The organism is Aliiglaciecola litoralis (genome assembly GCF_039523355.1).
GTDB classification, from domain to species: Bacteria; Pseudomonadota; Gammaproteobacteria; order Enterobacterales; family Alteromonadaceae; genus Aliiglaciecola; species Aliiglaciecola litoralis.
Genome location: NZ_BAAAFD010000004.1, coordinates 176,459 through 198,309 on the forward strand (window position 1 = coordinate 176,459; position 21,851 = coordinate 198,309).

The 21,851-nt window shown below is 39.3% G+C and carries 18 protein-coding genes; 12 read left to right on the forward strand and 6 right to left on the reverse strand.

What is annotated here, in order from left to right; translation table 11 throughout:
- Positions 1-33: 33 nt before the first annotated feature.
- From ABD036_RS09280 to uvrA, 5 genes are read right to left on the reverse strand one after another with little or no spacing between them, the layout of a single operon-like run.
- Positions 34-477: a hypothetical protein gene (locus tag ABD036_RS09280; RefSeq protein ID WP_425542565.1), complete on the reverse strand. Its 444-nt coding sequence runs from the start codon at positions 475-477 to the stop codon at positions 34-36.
- Complete coding sequence (locus tag ABD036_RS09285) at positions 465-1,676, reverse strand: hypothetical protein (RefSeq protein ID WP_343859041.1); 1,212 nt, start codon at positions 1,674-1,676, stop codon at positions 465-467. Before ABD036_RS09285 ends, ABD036_RS09280 begins: the two co-directional genes overlap by 13 nt.
- 49 nt (positions 1,677-1,725) lie before the next feature.
- Positions 1,726-2,421 carry a 2OG-Fe(II) oxygenase gene (locus tag ABD036_RS09290; RefSeq protein ID WP_343859044.1) on the reverse strand — a complete coding sequence of 232 codons (696 nt, stop codon included), beginning with the start codon at positions 2,419-2,421 and terminating at the stop codon, positions 1,726-1,728.
- 3 nt (positions 2,422-2,424) lie between these two features.
- Positions 2,425-2,832: an acyl-CoA thioesterase gene (locus ABD036_RS09295; RefSeq protein WP_343859047.1), complete on the reverse strand. Its 408-nt coding sequence runs from the start codon at positions 2,830-2,832 to the stop codon at positions 2,425-2,427.
- Between the two features lie 17 nt (positions 2,833-2,849).
- Positions 2,850-5,684, reverse strand: coding sequence for an excinuclease ABC subunit UvrA (gene uvrA, locus ABD036_RS09300; protein ID WP_343859048.1), 2,835 nt, complete (start codon positions 5,682-5,684; stop codon positions 2,850-2,852).
- Positions 5,685-5,904: 220 nt separating this feature from the next.
- On the opposite strand from uvrA, the gene ABD036_RS09305 reads away from it, so the two are divergent.
- From ABD036_RS09305 to ABD036_RS09355, 11 genes are all read left to right on the forward strand, one after another.
- Entirely contained in the window at positions 5,905-7,248 is a 1,344-nt protein-coding gene (locus tag ABD036_RS09305; RefSeq protein WP_343859050.1) for an MFS transporter, read from the forward strand.
- Positions 7,249-7,680: 432 nt separating this feature from the next.
- Positions 7,681-8,241: a single-stranded DNA-binding protein gene (locus ABD036_RS09310; protein WP_343859052.1), complete on the forward strand. Its 561-nt coding sequence runs from the start codon at positions 7,681-7,683 to the stop codon at positions 8,239-8,241.
- Between the two features lie 197 nt (positions 8,242-8,438).
- The gene (locus ABD036_RS09315) at positions 8,439-9,626 is read left to right on the forward strand and encodes a tyrosine-type recombinase/integrase (protein WP_343859054.1); all 1,188 of its coding nucleotides are present in this window, start codon (positions 8,439-8,441) and stop codon (positions 9,624-9,626) included.
- On the forward strand, positions 9,623-11,110 hold the full coding sequence (locus ABD036_RS09320) for a tyrosine-type recombinase/integrase (protein ID WP_343859056.1): 1,488 nt from the start codon (positions 9,623-9,625) through the stop codon (positions 11,108-11,110). The genes ABD036_RS09315 and ABD036_RS09320 overlap by 4 nt, the downstream gene beginning before the upstream one ends.
- Positions 11,103-13,184 carry a hypothetical protein gene (locus ABD036_RS09325; RefSeq protein WP_343859058.1) on the forward strand — a complete coding sequence of 694 codons (2,082 nt, stop codon included), beginning with the start codon at positions 11,103-11,105 and terminating at the stop codon, positions 13,182-13,184. Before ABD036_RS09320 ends, ABD036_RS09325 begins: the two co-directional genes overlap by 8 nt.
- Complete coding sequence (locus ABD036_RS09330) at positions 13,181-13,588, forward strand: hypothetical protein (protein WP_343859060.1); 408 nt, start codon at positions 13,181-13,183, stop codon at positions 13,586-13,588. Before ABD036_RS09325 ends, ABD036_RS09330 begins: the two co-directional genes overlap by 4 nt.
- 59 nt (positions 13,589-13,647) lie before the next feature.
- Positions 13,648-14,031, forward strand: a complete 384-nt coding sequence (locus tag ABD036_RS09335) for a hypothetical protein (protein ID WP_343859061.1) — start codon at positions 13,648-13,650, stop codon at positions 14,029-14,031.
- Positions 14,028-16,268, forward strand: coding sequence for an AAA family ATPase (locus ABD036_RS09340; protein ID WP_343859063.1), 2,241 nt, complete (start codon positions 14,028-14,030; stop codon positions 16,266-16,268). The genes ABD036_RS09335 and ABD036_RS09340 overlap by 4 nt, the downstream gene beginning before the upstream one ends.
- 144 nt (positions 16,269-16,412) lie before the next feature.
- Positions 16,413-17,459 (forward strand): DNA-methyltransferase, encoded by a 1,047-nt coding sequence (locus tag ABD036_RS09345; RefSeq protein WP_343859064.1) that lies wholly within the window; start codon positions 16,413-16,415, stop codon positions 17,457-17,459.
- Complete coding sequence (locus ABD036_RS09350; protein ID WP_343859067.1) at positions 17,452-18,303, forward strand: NotI family restriction endonuclease; 852 nt, start codon at positions 17,452-17,454, stop codon at positions 18,301-18,303. Before ABD036_RS09345 ends, ABD036_RS09350 begins: the two co-directional genes overlap by 8 nt.
- Positions 18,304-18,759: 456 nt before the next feature.
- Positions 18,760-19,614: a cupin-like domain-containing protein gene (locus ABD036_RS09355; protein WP_343859070.1), complete on the forward strand. Its 855-nt coding sequence runs from the start codon at positions 18,760-18,762 to the stop codon at positions 19,612-19,614.
- A gap of 7 nt (positions 19,615-19,621) precedes the next feature.
- Here the strand turns inward: ABD036_RS09355 and ABD036_RS09360 are convergent, their stop codons facing one another.
- A complete protein-coding gene (locus ABD036_RS09360) occupies positions 19,622-20,743 on the reverse strand; it encodes a glycosyltransferase (protein ID WP_343859072.1) in 1,122 nt (373 codons plus the stop codon).
- 302 nt (positions 20,744-21,045) lie between these two features.
- Here ABD036_RS09360 and ABD036_RS09365 point away from each other — a divergent pair, with 302 nt between their 5' ends.
- Positions 21,046-21,840 (forward strand): WecB/TagA/CpsF family glycosyltransferase, encoded by a 795-nt coding sequence (locus ABD036_RS09365; RefSeq protein WP_343859074.1) that lies wholly within the window; start codon positions 21,046-21,048, stop codon positions 21,838-21,840.
- The last annotated feature ends 11 nt before the right edge of the window (positions 21,841-21,851 follow it).

Here is a 21,851-nt window from a genome sequence, read left to right on the forward strand (position 1 = left end):
TTGAAAGGTTTCGTGTATTGCCGGTTCCACTACTTAGTTGTTTGCGCTTGAGTAAACAACCGTCAAGTTATCGGGAATGGCGGTGGATGCTGGTAAATAAGCAACCGCGCCGGGCGTGTTATTCAGAAACTCAATTAGTTGATTTTCATTATCAAATTGTAAGGGTTCTGTTTTACGCCCACTAAAGCGCATTTGTGCCCAGTATGATTGAATACGAGATTCAGTCATTCCTATCACCTTAGTATTAAATTCAACACGTGTGAGGCTGCTCGGAGGCAATGTGGCTACTTTCAAGTCGCGACCCACGGATGACCCCATGAACAAACTTCTAATTTGCTGCTTCGATAATGTCAAATCGTTGTTGCTAATATTGGCCACCACAACGATGCCGTTAGCATTAGCAATCTGCGCAAAACTCAGGCTTGCAGGGAAAACGAAAAGTGTGGTGAGTATTAACCAGTGCTTCAAAATACCCACTCCCATGCAACTTGAACTAGATTTGCGCGATAATCAAACTCCGCTGGATTGGTAATATTGAAAAAAGAACGCGCACCTTGTTCACCGCGAAGGTGAGTTACTTCAGCCTTAAGCGCCATGTCGATTCTAAAGTCCCAGCGCACCCCAAGTGTGAGGCTCTTAACGGTATCATTTTCTAAGTTATCGTAAATTTGCGCATATCCGGCTGCAAGGGCATCTACCTCTGGGGCTAATCCTGTGGGAATTTCAACCACTGCAGGGGCATATTTAGAGGTGTTGTTGGCATAAGTTGCATGGAAGGTGAAAGGATAAACCATGTAGCCAGCAGTGAGGTAATAGCTATCAATATCGGGCACCACTAAAATCGGAGAGGAAATGGTGATAAATTCTGCTTTATAAAAGTAATTTAGTTCATCGTAAGAAATACCGATCTGATTAACTTCAGCATCGCCTGAGGTAATTAAAGAGTCAGCGGTTAAATTGTAATTGGCAGAGCGCAGAATATCGGAAAATCCACGTAACTCGGGAAAATCTATATCTACCCCCCCTTTATTAGAGGAAATACGCGCTTGGATTTTTTCGCCGCGGATATTTAACGCAATGCCCCGCAAGTTACTCGTTTTTGCCGTTACTTCCTCTAAGCTGCTGTTATTAATCAAGTCATCATAGGCGCCGTAATACACTTCTAATTCGGCACTAAAATCCGGTGCCGACAGCTCGTAACTTGCTATGACGCCGTCGAAATAATCAAACAGGTAGGCTTTATAAACCTGTTGTGGTGGACTTATCCAAGGATAAGCAAATCCGACATCAATTACATCACTGTATATAAAAAAGGGCGTACGCATCCTTCCTGCTTTAAAACGCAGAGATTTATTCGGCTGATAGGTGGCGTATAGCCACTCGATCCCCGAATTTCGATCATCGGAAGAGTGGGCTAGTAATTGAGTTGTAATCGAAAATTTATCGTTTAAACGCAAATCAGCTTGAAGACCAAGCAACGACCCTTGACCGAAGCTTACCGAATTGTCGTATCCTTGATAAGTTGCGTTATTGTCGTCTAGTACACCAGCAACTACTCGAGAGAATCCAGAAAAATTGAAATTGTCTGACGTGTCATCTGCGATTGCCGATGACATGCCACCGAAGAGCATAAGAGCGCTAAACCATGTTTTTGCGATACCGTTATTCAAAATCATTTTTTCTTCAAGTTAGGTGACGGAATAATTGACCATAAAGAGAAATAAATCAACCGGTATATATTTGATTAGCGGGATTAAATAATACCCAAGAGGTCAAAATGTACTTGTCATTCGATACTGGCACACTGCCTCTGTGAGTATGAGTGAAATATGCAGGTGCAATCACCATACGTCCTTTTTTCGGTTGTACTGATTTGTCTTGATAATAGAAATCTGTGGTGCCGCCTTCTTCTACGTCATTTAAATAATACATAAACAACAAGATTCGATGCAGGGCATCGTTGTGGCCAGCTTGGGGATAGACTTCTGAGTGCCAGTAAGGGTAACCACCTTTGGTCGCATCGTATTTTTGAGCATTAATATCGCCAATGCGGAACAAGTATTGAACCAAGTTAGCTAAATTAGGTTTGCCGACGCTATCGAAATTTTCATGAGTGAGTTTTACTGGTTGACCGGTTTTAGGATCGGCTACCGTTAACCCAATTGGCCCAATCAAGGCAAAAAAGTACTTCTCAAAATAGGCCATTAACTGACCTGATAAAAGCGGCAGCAATTGTTTATATTGCTCACTAAACTCGGCGTTCTGGACTACGGATACGTCTTTGCTGCGTTTTTTGTCGACATCAACACCGCCCCCCGTTCTACCCGCAGTGGTGTTTTTGCTGCTTTCAAAGCGCGCGATAAATTGATCGCATAAGGTGTCCGGAATCGCGTTATCAATTACTTCGATAAAATCCGTCATGGCTTAAGAATCCTGTTCAACTGCAAACATGTGCTCATTTAATTGTGTCTTGATATGCGCATCGATGGCGACGGCTTTTTCTGTTGAAAAATCGTAGCGCACCATAGTAGTCGTGCCTGATGCGCATTTGATATTGTCTTGCCAAACCTCTTGATAGGTATCGAAAGAGCTATTTCCGATACGGCTTATATAGGTTCGGATCTCAACCGGTTTGCCGTAAAAGATTTGGCTTAAAAAATCGACTTTGTAGCTGGCCAAAATCAATGGCCAATTTTGTAAATCTAATTCAGGAGAAAACAACTTGAAAACGGGCTCTCTGCCAGTTTCAAACCAACCGACAACGACGGTGTTGCTGACATGCGCCAAACCATCGGTTTCATAAAATCTGACGTTAAACTGCTCTTTAAACAAATCTTACCTCGCTGTCTTTATTTTGCTTTTGCTAACATGGGACCCAGGAAGTGTGCGGTGTGAGATTTTTTACTCTTACACACGTCTTCAGGTGTTCCTTGGGCGATAATTTGGCCACCGCCGGATCCGCCTTCAGGACCTAAGTCTACAATCCAGTCAGCGGTTTTCACCACGTCAAGGTTATGCTCAATCACAACCACCGTATTGCCATGGTCGCGCAGTCTATGCAAAACCTGCAGTAACTGTTTAATATCGTGGAAATGCAGTCCTGTTGTGGGCTCATCTAATATATACAAGGTTTGACCCGTATCACGCTTCGACAATTCTTTTGCCAGCTTGACCCGTTGCGCTTCGCCACCTGAAAGGGTAGTCGCTGATTGCCCTAATCGAATATACGACAAGCCTACGTCCATCAGGGTTTGCAACTTACGTGAAATAGCCGGGATGGCATCGAAAAACTCACGGGCATCTTCAACCGTCATATTCAACACTTGGTTGATATTCTTGCCTTTATAAGTCACTTCTAAGGTTTCTCGATTGTAACGTTTGCTTTTGCACACGTCACAAGGCACGTAAACATCCGGTAGGAAATGCATTTCCACTTTGATTAGACCATCGCCTTGGCAGGCTTCACAGCGTCCGCCTTTAACGTTGAAACTAAATCGACCTGGTTTGTATCCACGAGAGCGAGATTCCTGGGTATTGGCAAACATCTCTCGAATTGGTGTGAAAATACCAGCGTAAGTGGCTGGATTTGAACGAGGGGTACGTCCAATTGGACTTTGGTCAATATCGACCACCTTATCCAACATTTCCAACCCAGTGATTTCTTTATAAGGCGCGGCTTCACCTGTGGTCGCACCATTAAGTTCGTGGTGAGCTAGTTTATAAAAGGTATCGTTAATCAAGGTCGACTTGCCAGAACCTGAAACGCCGGTCACACAGGTCATCAAGCCGATTGGAATATGCAGATCGACATGCTGTAAATTGTTGCCCGAGGCGCCGGTAAGCTTAACCCACTTGTCATCTTTCACTGGATTGCGTTTTTCCGGGATTTCAATTCTTTCTCTACCAGACAGATACTTCCCAGTAAGTGAGTCTTCACTGTCTAATATGTCTTGTAGTGAACCCTGAGCGACGATTTCACCACCGTGGACACCTGCACCTGGGCCAATATCGAGAATATAATCGGCTTCTTTAATCGCATCTTCGTCGTGTTCAACCACAATCACGGTATTACCCAAATCACGTAAATGCCTGAGGGTCTTTAGCAGTCGTTCATTATCGCGCTGATGAAGACCAATTGAGGGCTCATCCAAGACGTACATAACGCCAACCAGCCCAGCTCCAATTTGACTGGCTAAGCGAATACGCTGAGCTTCGCCGCCCGATAAGGTGTCAGCACTGCGCGACATGGATAAGTAATTAAGTCCAACATTGACCAAAAAAGTCAATCTATCACTGATTTCTTTGAGGATCTTTTCGGCAATTTGCGCCCGCTGTCCCGTTAGCTTCAAGGCTGCGAAAAACTCTAGCGCCTCGGCAATCGACATTTCAGTGATAGTTGGCAAGGTGGTTTGTTGAATAAACACGTTTCGTGCTTCTAATCGCAGCCTCGCTCCACCACAACTATTACAGTGTTGCTGACTTAAATATTTGGAGAGTTCTTCACGTACAGCATTAGACTCCGTTTCTCGGTAGCGCCGCTCCATGTTGGGAATGATCCCTTCAAATGGGTGCTTGCGCTCCATAATGTCGCCACGATCATTAATGTATTTGAATTTAATCGCGGTGCCTTTACTGCCGAATAAGATGACATCTTTGGCTTTCTTATCAAGCTCACTAAAAGGTGCGGTTAAACTAAATTGGTAGTGATCCGCGACCGCTTGCAACATCTGGAAATAATAATAGCTACGTTTGTCCCATCCACGGATAGCGCCACCGGATAGACTTAATTCATCATTACCGACAATACGGCTGGGATCGAAAAACTGCTTTGTGCCCAACCCATCACAGGTTTGGCATGCCCCAGCTGGATTGTTGAAGGAAAACAGCCGTGGTTCGAGCTCCGCCATACTATAACCGCAATGGGGGCAAGCGAAATTAGCTGAAAAAACCAGTTCTTCTCTATCCGTATCGTCCATAAAGGCAACTTTGGCAGTGCCAGAAGACAGCTGCAACGCAGTCTCAAATGATTCTGATAAACGCAAGGCTAAATCGTCGCGCACTTTAAAGCGGTCAACGACCACTTCAATGGTATGTTTTTTGTGTAGATCCAATTCAGGCGGATCAGATAGGTCACAAACCTCACCGTCGATACGCGCTCGAATGAACCCTTGTGCTGCTAAACCTTCGAGCATTTTAATGTGCTCGCCTTTGCGTTCTTGCACTACGGGCGCAAGCAACATGAGTTTTTCGCCCTCTTGCATTTCCAGCACTCGGTCAACCATTTGGCTCACAGTTTGCGCGGCAAGGGGGACATCATGGGTAGGACAGCGAGGCTCACCTACGCGGGCAAACAACAAACGTAAGTAATCGTAAATTTCGGTAATGGTGCCTACCGTTGAACGTGGATTATGTGAGGTGGATTTTTGTTCAATGGAAATTGCCGGTGATAATCCTTCAATGTGATCCACATCGGGTTTTTCCATCATCGATAAAAACTGTCGCGCATAGGCTGATAAGGATTCAACGTATCGACGTTGACCTTCGGCATACAAAGTATCGAAGGCTAATGATGATTTCCCAGAGCCAGACAACCCGGTGATAACAATCAGCTTGTCGCGTGGAAGCGTGACATTGATGTTCTTCAGATTGTGAGTGCGTGCACCGCGTACTTCAATTTTATCCATGGTTCCCGATTATACTGTTGCGCCAAAAGATCAATTATTACACAAACCACATTTTTGCTCTATTGGCATCGTAAAAAACAGGTAAAAAAAGCATTCGCCAGAAAAAGCAAACAGCAAAGCTGGGTTTATACCGAGTTTCATCTGTTGGGCGATTGTTTTTGCTGTGCTAAACTTCGCGCGATTTGTAACTCAACCCTAAACAAAAGACGCATAACCTGTTTTGAACTCAATCGAACTACGCGCTGCTATCTCCCTTGCCTTGGTTTACGTGCTCAGAATGCTCGGGCTCTTTATGGTCATGCCTGTACTGGCAGTGATGGCGCAAAACTTTGCGGATTATTCGGTGTTACTTGTAGGACTAGCAATTGGTGGATATGGCTTAACTCAAGCACTATTACAAATTCCGATGGGCATGTTGTCAGACAAGTTTGGCAGAAAACCGATCATCATAGCCGGGCTCCTAATGTTCTGTTTAGGCAGTTTAGTTGCCGGTTACGCGGATAGTATGTGGATGTTAGTCGTGGGGCGGCTATTGCAAGGTGCAGGCGCCATTGCCGGCGCAATTATGGCCTTGGCTGCCGATGTAAGCCGTGAGTCACAGCGAGCCAAAGTTATGGCGATCATTGGTATTGCCATTGGTTTTTCATTTTATCTGGCGTTATTGTTGGGGCCAATGATTGCAGAACAGTGGGGCTTATCTGGGATTTTTCTCATAACCGCGCTACTGGCGGCATTATGCTTACCGCTGGTTTGGATTGTAGTACCAAATGCCCAACATCAGGCTCCAAGTGGCGATACCTTGCCTTCTTGGCGAGATCTTCGGGCGCTTCTGGCTAATTCTCAAATTAAACGTCTGAATATCAGTGTGTGTATTCTGCACTGTTTGATTACCCTGTTTTTTATGCAAATTCCAATTATGTTGGTAGAGATGGGGCAACCTATTGATCAGCATTGGCAGCTCTACTGGCCCATTCTCCTTTCATCAATTGTTGGATTGACGATATTGATGGGTCTGAATCGAAAAGTGTCACGAAAAATGCTGATGTTGATATCGATTGGCTTGCTCATTGTTGCCTGTATTGGTATCTCTAGTGTGTCCAGCGCGCTAATGATTTCGCTATTTGCGGTGCTGTTTTTCAGTGGCTTTAATTACCTTGAAGCTAACTTACCCGCTTGGCTGTCGAGTATTGCTCCAGCCGGCAAAAAAGGCTCAGCAATGGGCATGTTCGCGAGTTTCCAGTTTTTCGGTGCATTTGCTGGTGGCGTGATTGCAGGTTGGTTGAATCAGTATTTTACTCCTAGCCAAGTGTTGTGGTTCGGGGTTGCAATCTGTGTCATATGGCTGTTGGTTGTCGCTGGGTTAAAGGCCACCGAGCATGTTCGTCGCTACAGTTTGATTGTCCGCAAAGCAGACAATAACAAGCATAAGGTATTGCACAAACAGCTTAGCGCTTTGCCCGGGGTGATTGAAGTGCGCTATGTTGACCTTGAGAACACTTATTACTTTAAGACCGAAAAAGAATTCAACTATAAAGCCGCTCAGCACTTAGCTGATACTATCTAGCGCTACCGAGTACCACTACATTAATGCGCCATTCAAATTTTCAAACCCTATTTCAGCTTGCAGCTGAACATAGCGTTGGTGCTTAAATCTAGACCCAATTCTGTACCTCTTTAGCGCTAGGATGTGGCACACTAAAATCAAAGTGTTTCGAAATCAGGCTATTTTAAATTTGTCTGGGCTCGCGAGGTAAATAACTGCGTGCACGAATAGCAAAAGCATAGCTATTCGTTATACACTATAGCGATGCAAACAATGGTTATTTTTGTTCGTTTTATGAACAAATAGATGTCGCATTGACAGTGATGGGTAGGTAAATTACCGATTAAATAATCTAATCATTCGGATTTTTAATCGTAGCGTATAAATTGCCGAATTAACGCCCAACATAGAGCAATCGACTTAAAAGATTATTACGTAATTTCAGGAGTTATCATGGCAACAAAAGGCGTCAACAAAGTCATCTTAGTGGGTAATATTGGACAAGATCCAGAAGTCAGATATATGCCTAATGGAAACGCTGTTGCCAATTTAAGCTTAGCGACCAGTGAAAGCTGGAAAGATCAACAGGGTCAAATGCAAGAACGTACTGAATGGCATCGATTGACCATGTACCGACGTTTGGCTGAGATTGCCGGCGAGTACCTGCGTAAAGGCTCACAAATTTACGTAGAAGGTAAACTGCAAACGCGTAAATGGCAGGACCAGCAAGGTCAAGATAAATACACCACTGAAATTATTGTTGACCAAATGCAAATGTTAGGTGGTCGTGGTGGTCAGGGCGATAATTCAGGCGGCGGTTACAATCAAGGCCATTCTAATCAAGGTCAAGCTAATCAAGGTCAGCAGCGTCCAGCGCAAAATGCGCCTCAACAAAACTATCAGCAACCAAGCAATGCGCCAGCGCAATCGCCCGCAAATCAAGGTGGTAAGCCAGCACAGCAGCCTCCCATGGCTGAACCTGATTTCGATTTCGATGACGATATTCCGTTCTAAAATTCCAACTTTTTAGTTGTATATTCAAATAAAGCAAAGTCTATATAAAACCCTGTTAATTCAGGGTTTTTTGTTTTTAAACTATGTATATACAAGGAGTGTGTTGGCAAAACTTATTTTTATAAACTACTATTGGTAAAAGTGTATACTCGTTTTAACATAAACAGACTTATCATTTTATTATCATGGAGAGCAATTTGAGAGTAAGGCAAGCAAGAGTGACAGGGAAAAATGAACGAATTGCGCTCATTGTTGATGATGATGGTTTGCCAATTGATCGATTGAATTTCTTTGTGATGGAAGAATTGCGTGGTTATGCAGATTCAACAATAACACTTAGAGCAGGAGTTATTATACACATTGAAAAATGGGCAACATCGCGTGGCATATCATTAGAAGAAGAAATGGCAACAACATGTCTTTCAAAAGATGGACTTTTTAATTCTCTGATTTCGCATTTGCATAAAAAATCAACACCTAAACTTGCTGATAACATTTTCCAATTGAATACAGAACAAGTGGCTGTAGATTATTTCAACCTTCGCCTTGCTGTTTGTGAAACCTACTTCGAATATTTGAATAACAAATTCTTATCTAGAATCCGATTAGACAATCCATCTGTAAGAAATAATAAAATATTATTCGAAAAATTACTTAAGCGATTGAATAAGAGAAAGATTTCTGGTCAGCACGTTTCTACAAATAATGGATTAACGGAACTCCAGCAAGCCTCGATATTTCAGGCACTCTATGTAAAAGGGTTTTTGAATTGGAATGAACCAACACGGATTCGAAATAAGCTGATTATACTCATGCTTTATGAAACAGGGATTCGCAAAGGTGAGTTATTATCTTTAATAATTGAAAATTGCCATACAAAAGTTGATAAGCCTTATATCTCCATCAAGCAGAACATAAGATATTCTGATCCTCGAAAAATTATACCCGTAATCAAGACTTTAGAGAGAGTGATCCCCATTTCAAAGAGGTTGGCAGAGTTAATTGATGAGTATAAAATTATTCGAAGTAAAGACGAAGAGGCAAAAAAGCAGCCGCCGTTTTTATTCTTATCAAGCAAAGCACCATTTTTACCGCTTTCAATCAGTTCATTTAACAACATCTTTGAAACAATAAAAAAAGCGATTCCAGATATCACCAAATTATCATCACACACTTTACGACATACTAGATTTGAAAATCTTGACAGGTATATGTTTAGACATAAGTACGATGATGCACTGAAGGCTAAATTAAAGAATTCGTTAGGGGGTTGGAGCCGTAATTCAAGAACCAGTGAAAATTATGAAAAATTAGCCACTGAAGAACAGGTGTTTTCTGTGATTACAGGTATTCAAGATGAAATAGATGGGGATATGTATAAGTGATTGATAATAATATTAAATCAGTCAATTTCACTGTAGATGATATTGTCGAAACCATTTCATACGAACTCTACCCCATCAGTTTGGCTGGTGATCGTTACGACTTAACGCAAGATTTCATTCACTTGAAGGAAGAGAGACAAAAAATTAATTTTGGGTTGATTGATGACGCATTGGTTGAACATGTTAAAGCTTTTTTTTCATATGCAATAACAAAATATGCCGAAGTCACAGTATTTAATTTCTGCACTAATATTAAAACTCATATCAAGGTTGATAATAGCAGTAGCGATTCAATTGAAGAACAGATTAAGAGAATTTACGTAGATGTCGTAAACAATATTTCACAAAGACCAGAATTAAAGTCCACTTTAAGGGTCATCTATCGTTTTTTTGCTGATGAAGGAATGCCTTATTTTGATCAAGATTTTGTTGATTTTTATCTCGATGAAATGAAGTTTGGATCAGGAAACAAAGGATTAGATGTCCTTGTTGAAATGAAGGATAGAGGTTGTTTAACATTATCTGAACAGCGAAAGTTTAAAGACGCTGTTGGAGCTTTTGATTATAAATCCCTGTCAATCATTGAGCTTCAAGGTTTTATTGCATTGCGGATTGGTCAGTTAACAGGTGCAAGAGATATTCAAGTACGAAAATTGAAAGGCAAGCATTTTGGTAAAAATGTGAAAGATGGAAAAACAGTCTATTTTTTAAAAATTCCAAGAGCTAAACAACGTGGTCAGAGTAGAAATAACCAAACAGTCACTAGACCAATCACTCAGAGGTTGGGTGAACAGATTGAATATTTGATTGGTGTAATACGTTCATTTGATATTGTTCATAATATTGACGAACATCACTTGCTATTTTTGCTCAAGCCACATAGTACAAAAATTGTTAATAAAACATTAACAGGAAACTCTTTATCTGCGAGAATTTTAGCGGTAACAAAAAAACTGGATCTAGATTTTAAAGTAACACTAAGAAGACTTAGAAAAACATATTGCTCATCGTTAGTAGCAAGGGGGGTGTCTATGAAAGTCATTGCTCACCTTATGGATCATTCAGACCTTCAACAACTAGGTGTTTATTACCGCCAAACACATTCAGTAGCCGAAAAAATAGATGTAATTCTACGGCAAGAAGCTAGTGATATCTTAGATGCTTTTGCAGGTAAAATTATCAAAGAAGGTGAAGAAAGTCTCAAAGGTCAGTCTATTTTTGCTCCTACAAAAAATTCAAAGCTAATCCTAATTGGTTCATGTGGCAGTGGTAAATTGTGTCTATTAAATCCCCCTCTAAGTTGCTATGGATGCAAGTCTTTAGAAGCATTTGAAGATGCTGACCACTCTGCAATTTTGGAATCATTGACTATCAATGCCAAAGAGACTTTTGGTGAAAACCACGCCTTACAGTTAGCACAACATAAAGATTTTATTGCTGCTGGTGCGCTAATTCAAGTGATTGAGGCTGGTGACTATGAATAATGTAATTATGTTGCCCAAAAGCTTAGATGATTCTGATAGAAACCTAGATAATCTAGTACAACATTATAAAAACGTATTTCCGTTCAAAACTGTCGATTGGTCAAATTTTGTTTGGAATGTAACTGGATTTGTTCAAGACACCGCCAGAAAAGCACAATCCAAAAAACGTTTATATTTCACTCAAGACAATGGTTTACCGAATAGAGTAAAACAAGCTTTGGAAGATATGCTTCCCTTCCATTCTTCTTCATTGAGTGAAATAGCTAAGTGCCATATTTGTGCAAAACAGATTGAGAAAGTAAAAACAGTAGGTAATCTGCAAATCAAAATCGGTGTATACCGATATTTAGATAATGAGCTACATAAAAGAAATCTACCAGCATCATCTTTAACTAGCCGTATTTTTAGTGATGCCTTACAAAAAGCAGTTAATAAACTTGAATTATCAACAGCATATCGTATTGGTACTCACCTAAATGAAATCTCTAAATTCATTGATAAACATGGGTTAGCTGACGTAAAAATTAAGTTCAAATCCTCACTTAAAAGATCGCAGGTTCAAACTGAATCAGATACAAAGATGGATGCTGAATCTATTACGGAGCGAAGCGAAAAGCTACCAACACAAGCAGTTTTAATGGCTGTAGCCAAATTAACCAACATGGATTTACAAGGTGCAGATCGCTTGTATCATGCGATAACAGAGATTTTATTTGCAACAGGATTAAGGTTTGACGAAGTTATCAGTTTATCTGTTGATTGCTTGTATGAGAAAGAAATCGAAGAGCTTAATCAGTTAACAGGAGCGTTAGAAACATACAAATTTTGGGAATTGAAGTATTTTTCCAAAAAGTCACAGTGTGTATTTTCAAAAGTTATAGCAAAATCGATGGTAAGCATAATAAAGCCAGCGATAGATTTTGTAATCGATTACCAAATTCCTGTTCGAAAAGTTATAAAAGACATTGAAAATAATAGTTATTATAATTTTTTTGATGAAATATCTGGTGAATGTTTAGCAAGTGATAAAGCTGTTTATTCATTATTCGCTTCAAGTCGCAGTAATGCTGCCACTCGATTGAGAAAATTGGGTGTGAAAGTAAAAAAAGATGAAGATGATAATAATTCTTTTCTTGCAGAAGAATTACAAGCTGTCACTTCTGATTTAGCGGCCTCAAGCATAAGAAAACTATGGCTTGAGTTAAAGTCAAAGACCACATCAACGTGTTTATCAGAAATGTTATTTATTACTCAACATCAGCGTGAACATCAAATAAAGTCTTCTAATTCATGGGATTTTAGATTGATTGCTCATACGCCATATAGCGATTTTATGACAGGTCGCATAACTAATACTGCTGAAATAAAGTCTATTTTTGAGCGTAAGAACCTACTTATTGATGATAAGGCATTTATTGTAACATCCCATCAATTCAGGCACTTTCTAAACACAATTTGTCAGTTGCATGAGGGTATTACTGAACTAGAAATTGCACGTTATTTTGGACGAAATTATCAAGCAGATAATCAGGCTTATGATCATACAAATAAAGTTAAGATAGTTATGGATAATGCTCAGCAAATTCTTGCCGCCAATTCAATTACTGAAGATCAAGCTGTTGAAGCAATGGTTAACTTTACTTTGGTTGATAGCGAAGAAGCTCTTGAGGCGATACAAAACTTATCAACAACCCTTGTAACGTCTATAGGGCTTTGTAAGCATGATTTTGCAGATTCACCATGTGGTAAGCATTATGCGTGTTTGCGAGGTTGTTCTAGCTATACCAGAACAAAAGGTGATCAGATTGAAATTAAAGAACTTAATCGAATTATAGAACAAGAAAAAAAACACCTTATACATGCCAAAGAGTCTGTAGCTAAGGAATATTGGGGTTCAAACAACTGGTTGCTATCACATCAAGACTTGCATGATGGTTGTGTAAAAGCTTTATCCATTGAAGATGATAACAACATTGATGTTGGTGATACCGTTCAGATATTTCCAGAAGGTAATGATAGCTGTTTAGCATTAGAAGAAGAAAATAATTCAGGCTCTAAAGGGTTATTATCATGAAACCGAATAGATATATAACACCTGAAATTGAAAATGGAATCGTTCATTATATTGAAATCACTGCATCAAGAAATGGAAAGATAACATGGCAACAGATTTCAGAACATTTTGGATACACTCGTGCTGCTTTGTCACGTAATAAAGTTATTGCAGATGCTTATAAATCATCGAAAGATGAATCAAAAACAATCATAACTGATGCGGAAAGGATTGAAACTTTAACTACTGAAAATGCAAAGCTTATCAATAAGCTAAGTAAGGCAAATAAAATTATTGAAGAGTATGATAGTAAGTACATAAATTGGCTGTATAACGCTCAATCTGTAGGACTGACTCCTGAAAAAATGAACATGCCAATTCCAGAAAGCTTTAAAACTACGATGCGAAAAAAAGGAAGTAAATAATCAACAACATCAGCGCTAAAGCTCGGCTCTCAGTTGATAAATTCTTATCCTTTGTTGCTATGCAAAGTGATAATGATTGGCATGAATATTGTGACAATGGCGCTTTAAATCTAAAGTTAATTGCAAATGAATGTGACCTTTCAAGAAGTGCTGTGTATCAAAATGAGCATTTGAAAAAAGAAATTAAGCGGGTTGCTATTGAGTTGTTTAATAACAACATAATAGACCGTTTGCCATATGAAGAAAAATCATCAACATCTGTATCATCGGCAATAAAAAGGGATAGATCAAATAGGGAAATAGGTAAGCTTCATGAAGAAAATAGGAAGTTGCAAAATAAAGTTTCAGAGTTACAGGCAGGGCTAAGTGATGCCAAGAACAAATTGGCACGATATGAAGCAATGGAGGCTATTTTAGAAAACACAGGAAGAATGCCTAGATGAGTAATTTAGATATTCAAACCGAGCCACTTTTTCTTCGGATAACAAAGAAACCAAGTTTTAGAAAAGATAAGATAGTTTTTTTTGCTGTAGAAGTTCAGCCTGAAACGTGGAGTAAGGTTGATAATAAGACACACTATATTATTGAATTGCTGGCTAATGATCATGCTGCATATGATGAATTAGATTCTGGCGCAATTTGCAGGATCGTTCCTGAAACGTTACTTGAAAAGCAAGTCACCATAAACGATTCCAGCTACAACCGAAGATTTGTCACAACAACTAATTTCACACTAGTCCGTTCAACAGGTTCTTTGATTATTAAATTACTTGCTAACAGCAATAAGTTTAAAAGCATTGGTGAACGCAAAGCAGCAAGGCTATGGGAAAGGTTTGGTGAAAAATTATACAGCATCTTAGATCAAGGTGAGATTGATGAATTAGTAAAAGTGCTGTCACTTCCTATTGCTGAAAGCCTAATTGAAGCATGGGAGTTATATGCCCATACTGATGCCCTGCTATTTTGTAGCAAGTTAAAGCTCACAGCGTCACAGTCCTTTCGTATTACAAGGTATTATAAAGGCGATACAAAGGCAAAAATTGAAGATGATCCTTATAGGCTTTTGGCTTTCAACATATCTTTTGAAAAATGTGATGAAATCGCAACCAAGCAATATGGTATCCCTTATGATGATCATAGACGATTAGCCGCTACCGTAGAAGAGGCACTGTACCAAATTTTAAATAGTAACAGCGTGGTATCTGATCACGATACTTTACGCAAAAAGATTGAAACATTCATACCAGAAGATGAACTTGTTACATTGGCATTGCAAGGTGGTTATGAAAACAATAATTATGTTTTGCTTGCCAATGGTAATTATCAGTCAAATGGTTCTTATCTTATGGAAACCTTCATAGCTAATCGTTTCAGATATTTATTGAATACCCCTATACAGCTAGAGTTGTCAGATTCAAATATCAGTGAAATTATTTCTACCTATGAATCTAAAAATGAGCTTTGTTTAACAGCAAGTCAAAAAGAAGCCGTTTTAAATGTTGCTCATAATAGATTATATATAATCAATGGTGGTGCTGGTGTTGGCAAAACTACTGTGTTGGATTGTATTTATCATGTCTTTGATGATGCTGGCATAACTTCTGTTCAAGTTGCATTAGCTGCAAAAGCAGCAAAAAAGATGACAGAAGCAACTGGTAGAGAAGCTTCTACTATAGCTAGATTTATCAAACGTTTTAATCGTAAAGATATAAACCCTGACAAGCTTGTTCTGGTGATAGATGAAAGCTCAATGGTTGATTTACTTTCAATGTATAAATTGCTTAGTTTTTTGCCAGAAAATGTTCGATTAATTATAATTGGGGATGATGGGCAGTTGCCACCAGTGGGCTATGGATTGATTTTACATGAACTGCTAAAAGTACCAGATATACAAAGCACAACCTTGACTGAAGTTAAAAGACAAGGAAAAGAGTCTAATATCCCTGCTGTTACACAAGATATTCGAAACGGTATTGTTCCTCTATTGGATTTTCCAGACATCACTTTTATCAACAGCAATTCAAGAAAGAAAGTATTGCAAGACGTTTTAAGTGTTTATCAAGAAGATGTTCATAATACACAAATCATATGTGCGACAAGGAAGATGGCAGATGCCATAAATGAGCAATGTTCTAGCTTGAATGAGTCAAAAAAGCTGTTGGCTTACAATGAGTATTATGATGCTTTTGAATTCACTGGATTTAGGCTTTCAGACAAAGTTATGTGTACTGCAAATTTGTATGATCTAGATGTATTGAATGCTTCCATTGGTGAAATAGTAGATTGTTATAAAGAGACTAAAGAGGTTGAACTTGAAATTAATGATAATAAAAAAATGATTTCAAGTTTTGGTCAGATAAAATGGGATGATGGTGTGGTAACAGAAATTACGGATGATTTGTTAGATAACCTATCTCATGCATATGCAATGACTATCCATAAAAGCCAAGGTTCACAATTCCCTACTGTCATCATTCCTGTTTTTCAGGCGAAATATATGGACAGGACAATGCTATATACCGCCATTACTAGAGCACAAAAACGAGTCGTATTGATAGGTTCGGAAATATTATTTAATAATGCTATAAGTACAGTTCATTCAGATGAAAGAAAGGCTGATTTAGCAAACAAGATACTAGGCTCTATTCATGATAATATAGACAGAATTGCCACTATCTGATTAAGTCATAATATTATATAATTCAGCCAAAAATATTACCCCATAAATAATTTCGTTTCACCCCCTAAATCTAGTTTTACTAAAATCTATTAGCCTTGAGGGAGGGATGTGTTTAGAACATAAACTTTTTACTTGAAGTAGAATATGACCATTGAAAAACAAGTTTTAACTTATCAAAAAGCAGATACTATTGAACCACTTATGTTTCAGGGTGACTCATTGTATACACTACAGATGCTTCCTGATAAGTGCATAGATATGTGTATCACCAGTCCACCGTATTGGGGGCAGAGGGAGTACGCTGGCGGGGGGATCGGCCTTGAAAAAAAACCAGAAGAGTTCATCGATAATTTATGTGAAATCTTTCAAGAACTACACAGAGTATTGAAGGATGAGGGTTCTTTTTGGCTGAATCTTGGAGATTCCTATAAAGCCAAGTCACTGCTTGGTATACCGTGGCGTGTCGCTTTAAAACTTTGTGATGAACAAGGATGGATACTTAGGAACAGCGTTATATGGAACAAGTTAAAAGGTTCGCCTTGTAACTCTAAAGATAAATTAAGAAATATACATGAAAATGTATTTCACTTTGTAAAAAAACCAAAGGGGTATTATTACAATGTCGATGCAATTCGTAAAAAACCAAGAGATTCAAAAATTGTTAATGGAGCTGTAGTATCTGGAACAGGGGTCTCTGGTGTGAGATATAGAAGGCATATTGAGCTTTCTACAGAATTAACTGACCAAGAAAAAATAACTGCCACAAAAGCATTAGATGAAATTTTAAAATTGATTTCAGAAGGGAAATTATCAGACTTTAGAATGGTAATCCGTGGGAACCAGCGGGGAACACATTCCGATTCTGAGAAGGTTTCAGGTCGAGCAAAAGAACTAAGGGACAAAGGTTATTATTTTCTTAAATACAACCCAAAGGGCAGCAAGCCCTCCGATGTTTGGGATATTGTGCCTGAAGATACTCAAAAACGTGTCAAGCATTATGCCCCATTTCCTGAAGATTTATGCAAAATGCCAATACTTTCTACTTGCCCTGAAAACGGCATTGTTTTAGATCCTTTTGCTGGTACAGGCACTGCTCTATACGTTGCAAAAATATTAAACAGAAAATCTATCGGAATTGATATTTCTGATGAATATATAGAATTAGCTAAGGAAAGATTTGATAATGTCTAGTCAAAAAAATGTCGCTGAACTTTATGGTTACTCAATTTCGAAAGATATAGATTGGAGTGAATTGTTCAATTCTCAGCAATGCAGTTACATTAATCGTAAATGCGTAAAAAACAGGAAAAGCGAGCCTAAAAAGACTATTGGAACGTGTTCAGTAACTTATGGAAAAGAAAATAACAACGTTATTATTTGCCCACATCGTTTATTGGAAAGAAAACAAATTTTTACAGATTGTATTCACCTCTTAAATCTCCACGAACCTGGTAATGAACTACACATAGTTCCTGAAGTTGGTATTCCAGGTGGTAGTGTTGATTATTTTCTCGTTTCTGTACGACATAATAAAGTAAAAGATTTTGTTGGGATTGAACTTCAAACCCTTGATACTACTGGTACAGTTTGGCCGTTTAGACAACGGTTTGTAAACTCTAAAGGGATTGAAGTTCACTCTTTGGATTTAGAATCCAAGAAACCTTTCGGTATGAACTGGAAAATGACAGCAAAAACGATTCTTGTACAAATGCATCATAAGTTAGGAACATTTGAACACTTAAACAAGCATTTAGTTCTAGTAATTCAAAATCATTTGCTTGATTATATGAAAAGAGAATTTTCTTTTAGTCATATCTCTGATACTGCGCTTACTGGCGATTCATTACATTTTCATTCATATGTAAATGCCATGCAAGACGGTGATTATCGTCTTGATCTTCATGAGCGTAAAAGCACTAATGTTGATGGAATCAGTACGTGCCTTGGGTTAGAAAGTGAAGCGAAAGTAGAGCTAGAACAAATAATTACCAAGTTAGAATCTAAAATTAGTGAATTAACTCGGTTTACACTTTAACCGTGAGACCATATATCTATTGGAAGATAATAAAATTACCTAGTTAATTGTATAGTCATTTTAAATATATTCCTGTTAACTTTACACATGGTGTAAGCATTCTTTTGAAATGAAGATAATTCACATACAGGTTTTTATACTTATTAGGACTAGCAATGCATACAGTGGCTAAAACACACACACACGAATGAGTATACAGTTTTTTTGGTTGTTTACCGTTCTGAGGAATACATAAATAAAAATTGTAGATTAAAATTATCAAGGGCTTGTTTTTACAAGCCCTTTTTTATTTTTGGCGAAAAATCCGTAGTCTGAAAATCCGCTTTCTCAAACTTTGCCGCCTCAGATTGTCTCAGGAGCTAAATGGCGATCCACTCACATTCGTTTAAAATATATACAAAACTCCAAAACACTCGTTATACTTTTACGTAAATTGAAATTAACAATGCAAAGACTATGGAAAGAATAAGTAATTTAGCTGAGGGGTGGGGCGTACATCCAGTTAATTTTGATCGTAAATGGATGGACTTGTCCAAATTGCCATTAGACCTAAGCGTGATCGACAAATTGTTGCGGGAAATGCCGGCGTCAAACGTGTTTGTCAGAGTGACTTCTGCAGATCCGGCTAACTCCAATATTAAACGATTAACGCTTGCTGAAGTGCCTGATTTGGTAACTAAGCTTGAAAGCGGCGCAGGCAACATTCACCTTCAAGCAATTCAGTTGGACGAACACCTACCTGTTTATCGCCAATTTAAACAAGCGTTTATCGATAAAGTGTCGAATAGCGTACCTGTTTTTAATCCTGAATTGCTGCGTCACAGCAGTGTTGGGTTATTTGTTTCCACGCCTGGTGCTACGGCGCCATTTCATGCTGATCCTGAACATAACTTTTTACTTCAAGTCATTGGCGAAAAAGTGATGCATAGCTTTCCACCAATGGATTTTGAAACATTTCCTAGCGAGGCCAGAGAGTTACTTGCGTCAGACAAACTATCGATGCTTAAAACTTATGTACCTGAGTTTGAGGAGCGTGCGATAGAGTTAGATTTGCAGCCCGGTGATTTAATCTACCATCCACCTATGTCCCCACATTGGGTGCGCACAGGCTCTAAAGGCTTTAGTTTGTCCTACACCATTTCACTGGTTACTCCAGATGTCGAACAAACACTGTTACTTCACAAGTTGAATCGAAAATTACGAAAAGTGGGTTTAACCCCCAGCCAAGAGGGGCTGCATCCAGTATTGGACAAGTTGAAGATAGACATTGCCAGTACTGGGAAAAAATTAAAACATTTATTTGTATCCTAATTAGAATTCACGAATTTACAGTTTGAGCCAAATGCTTCTCTAGCATGATTGTCGCTTTGTCACTGGCTAAATGCGCTACCGAGTTAGGTCCTTTTTGAGCCATAGTTCCAGCTAATTGCGGATTCTCAATTAGCGCCTGAATTGCTTCTGCAAGTGCATTGATGTTGCCAGGACTTATTAATACGCCATTTTCATTATCAATTAACTCAGCAGGTCCTGTTGGACAATCGAAAGAAATCGCGCAGGTTTGCAATGAAAGTGCCTCAACTATAACACTAGGGAAGGCCTCAAACCTTGAAGTTACGACCAATAAATCGGCTTGTTGAATAAGTGGAAACGGATTCTTAACAAAGCCTTCAAAATCAATTTTATCTGATATTCCCAATGATTCAGCTTGTTGCAGCAGTGCATTATGCATACTGCCGGTGCCAATGATTTTGGCACGCCATTCAAGTCTTTTTGGCAGTAACGCAAGGCTATCTAAAAAAAGGTCAGGTCCTTTAACCCATTCAAGCCGTCCAACAAAGACTATTCTGCCTTTTTGCTCTTGAGACCAACTACTTTGGTTTTGCTCCGCGCTTTTAAGAATAAAATCGAATTCAAAGGGATTGTGCTGCACGAAGGTTTTGGCGGATTCCCCATTTAACAACAACTGATTAATTTCATCGACGACGGATTTTGAGACTCCCAATATTCGGTCAGTCCTTGCATAAAGAGACTTAAGAAGCTTGATTTTAAGCCAGCCTAAACGATCTCTGGCTATTTCGCTCGGAACAGTATGGAAGCTGCAGATTGACTTATGAGAACCTTCCGTTTTACCAAGCAATTGGATGGCATCTGCATACCACAAAAAACTAATGACGATATCTGGGCGGTTGTACTTAAGCCATTTTTTGAAACGCCATATTAAGGCTAGGAAACTCCAGCGAGACTTTTTTTCTAAACTAAATACCGGCACATCCTTAGGTACTGATTGACAATAAAACCCCGTTTTTTCACATAAAACCAGCATGGGCTCAAAGTGTTCGCGGTTAAGGCATTCCAGGAAAGTGATAAGAATACGTTCTGCACCACCACCGGCTAAATCCGGTGCCATAAACGCTACTCGAAGTTTCTTTGCTTGAGTCATCAGATCCATCTTTTTGCAATCACAACTTAGCTAAAATCATAGCAGCAAAATCGTTTATCGGTTTTGAGGATTAATATCCTCCCAAATCACTTGAACTGCTTAGCTCTATCATAGGCTGATTATTAAGGGCGCATTCTCAATTCCACAAAATTTCATTTATTAATGTCACAGGTGTTAAAAAGTTGACTATAATTTGTACTTCTGTAGGCTGGTTTTTATACAGTTAATGGTGTCGGTATAGTCCTGCAAACAAATAAAACGCTTCTGAATCAATAGCAAACAGGAAATAGTAAGCGAATATTATGGAACAATTAAGCCACAGAGTGCGAGCCAATATTATGGGGCTCGCGATAGATCCTATCGAGTTTGACGCCGCTGTTGAAAAGATTTTATTTTTTGCACATTCTCGTCCCGCTAAATATGTTTGCGTAAACAGCGCCCAAGATGTGGTTATTGCGCAACACGACCCGCGTTTCCGCGATATTGTTAATCAAGCCGATCTCGCCACTGCCGATGGTTGGCCTGTCGTGTGGAGTATTCGTTCGCGTGGAATGCAGCAAAGTGGCAGGGTCACTGGCCCTGATTTAATGTTGGCAACCTGCGAAAAGAGTGTGGCTAAAGGTACTAGGCACTTTCTATATGGCGGCGCCGAAGAAGTCCCCGCTCTGCTCACTGGCAAACTCGAGCAACGTTTTCCGGGGATCACGATTTGTGGTGCACATTCTCCACCTTTTAGAAAACTCACCGAAGCCGAAGATTTGGCAGAGATTGATATGATCAATCAATCAAAAGCTGATGTGTTATGGATTGGAATCAGTACACCCAAGCAACATTTCTGGCTACAAGATCACATTCATAAGCTAGATGTTGGCGTTGTTATCACTGTGGGTGCCGCATTTGATTTCCATAGTGGAAGAGTAAATCGAGCCCCGAAATGGATGCGAGACCATGGCCTTGAATGGTTGCACAGAGCAGCAAAAGAGCCAAAACGTCTAGGTAGCCGTTATGCTAAATATTTACCCCAATTTTTTTATATGAGCCTCGCTCAAAGATTGGGTTTGAAAGAATATTCAATTTTAGATTGTAAGACCAAGTAGATGTAACAAAG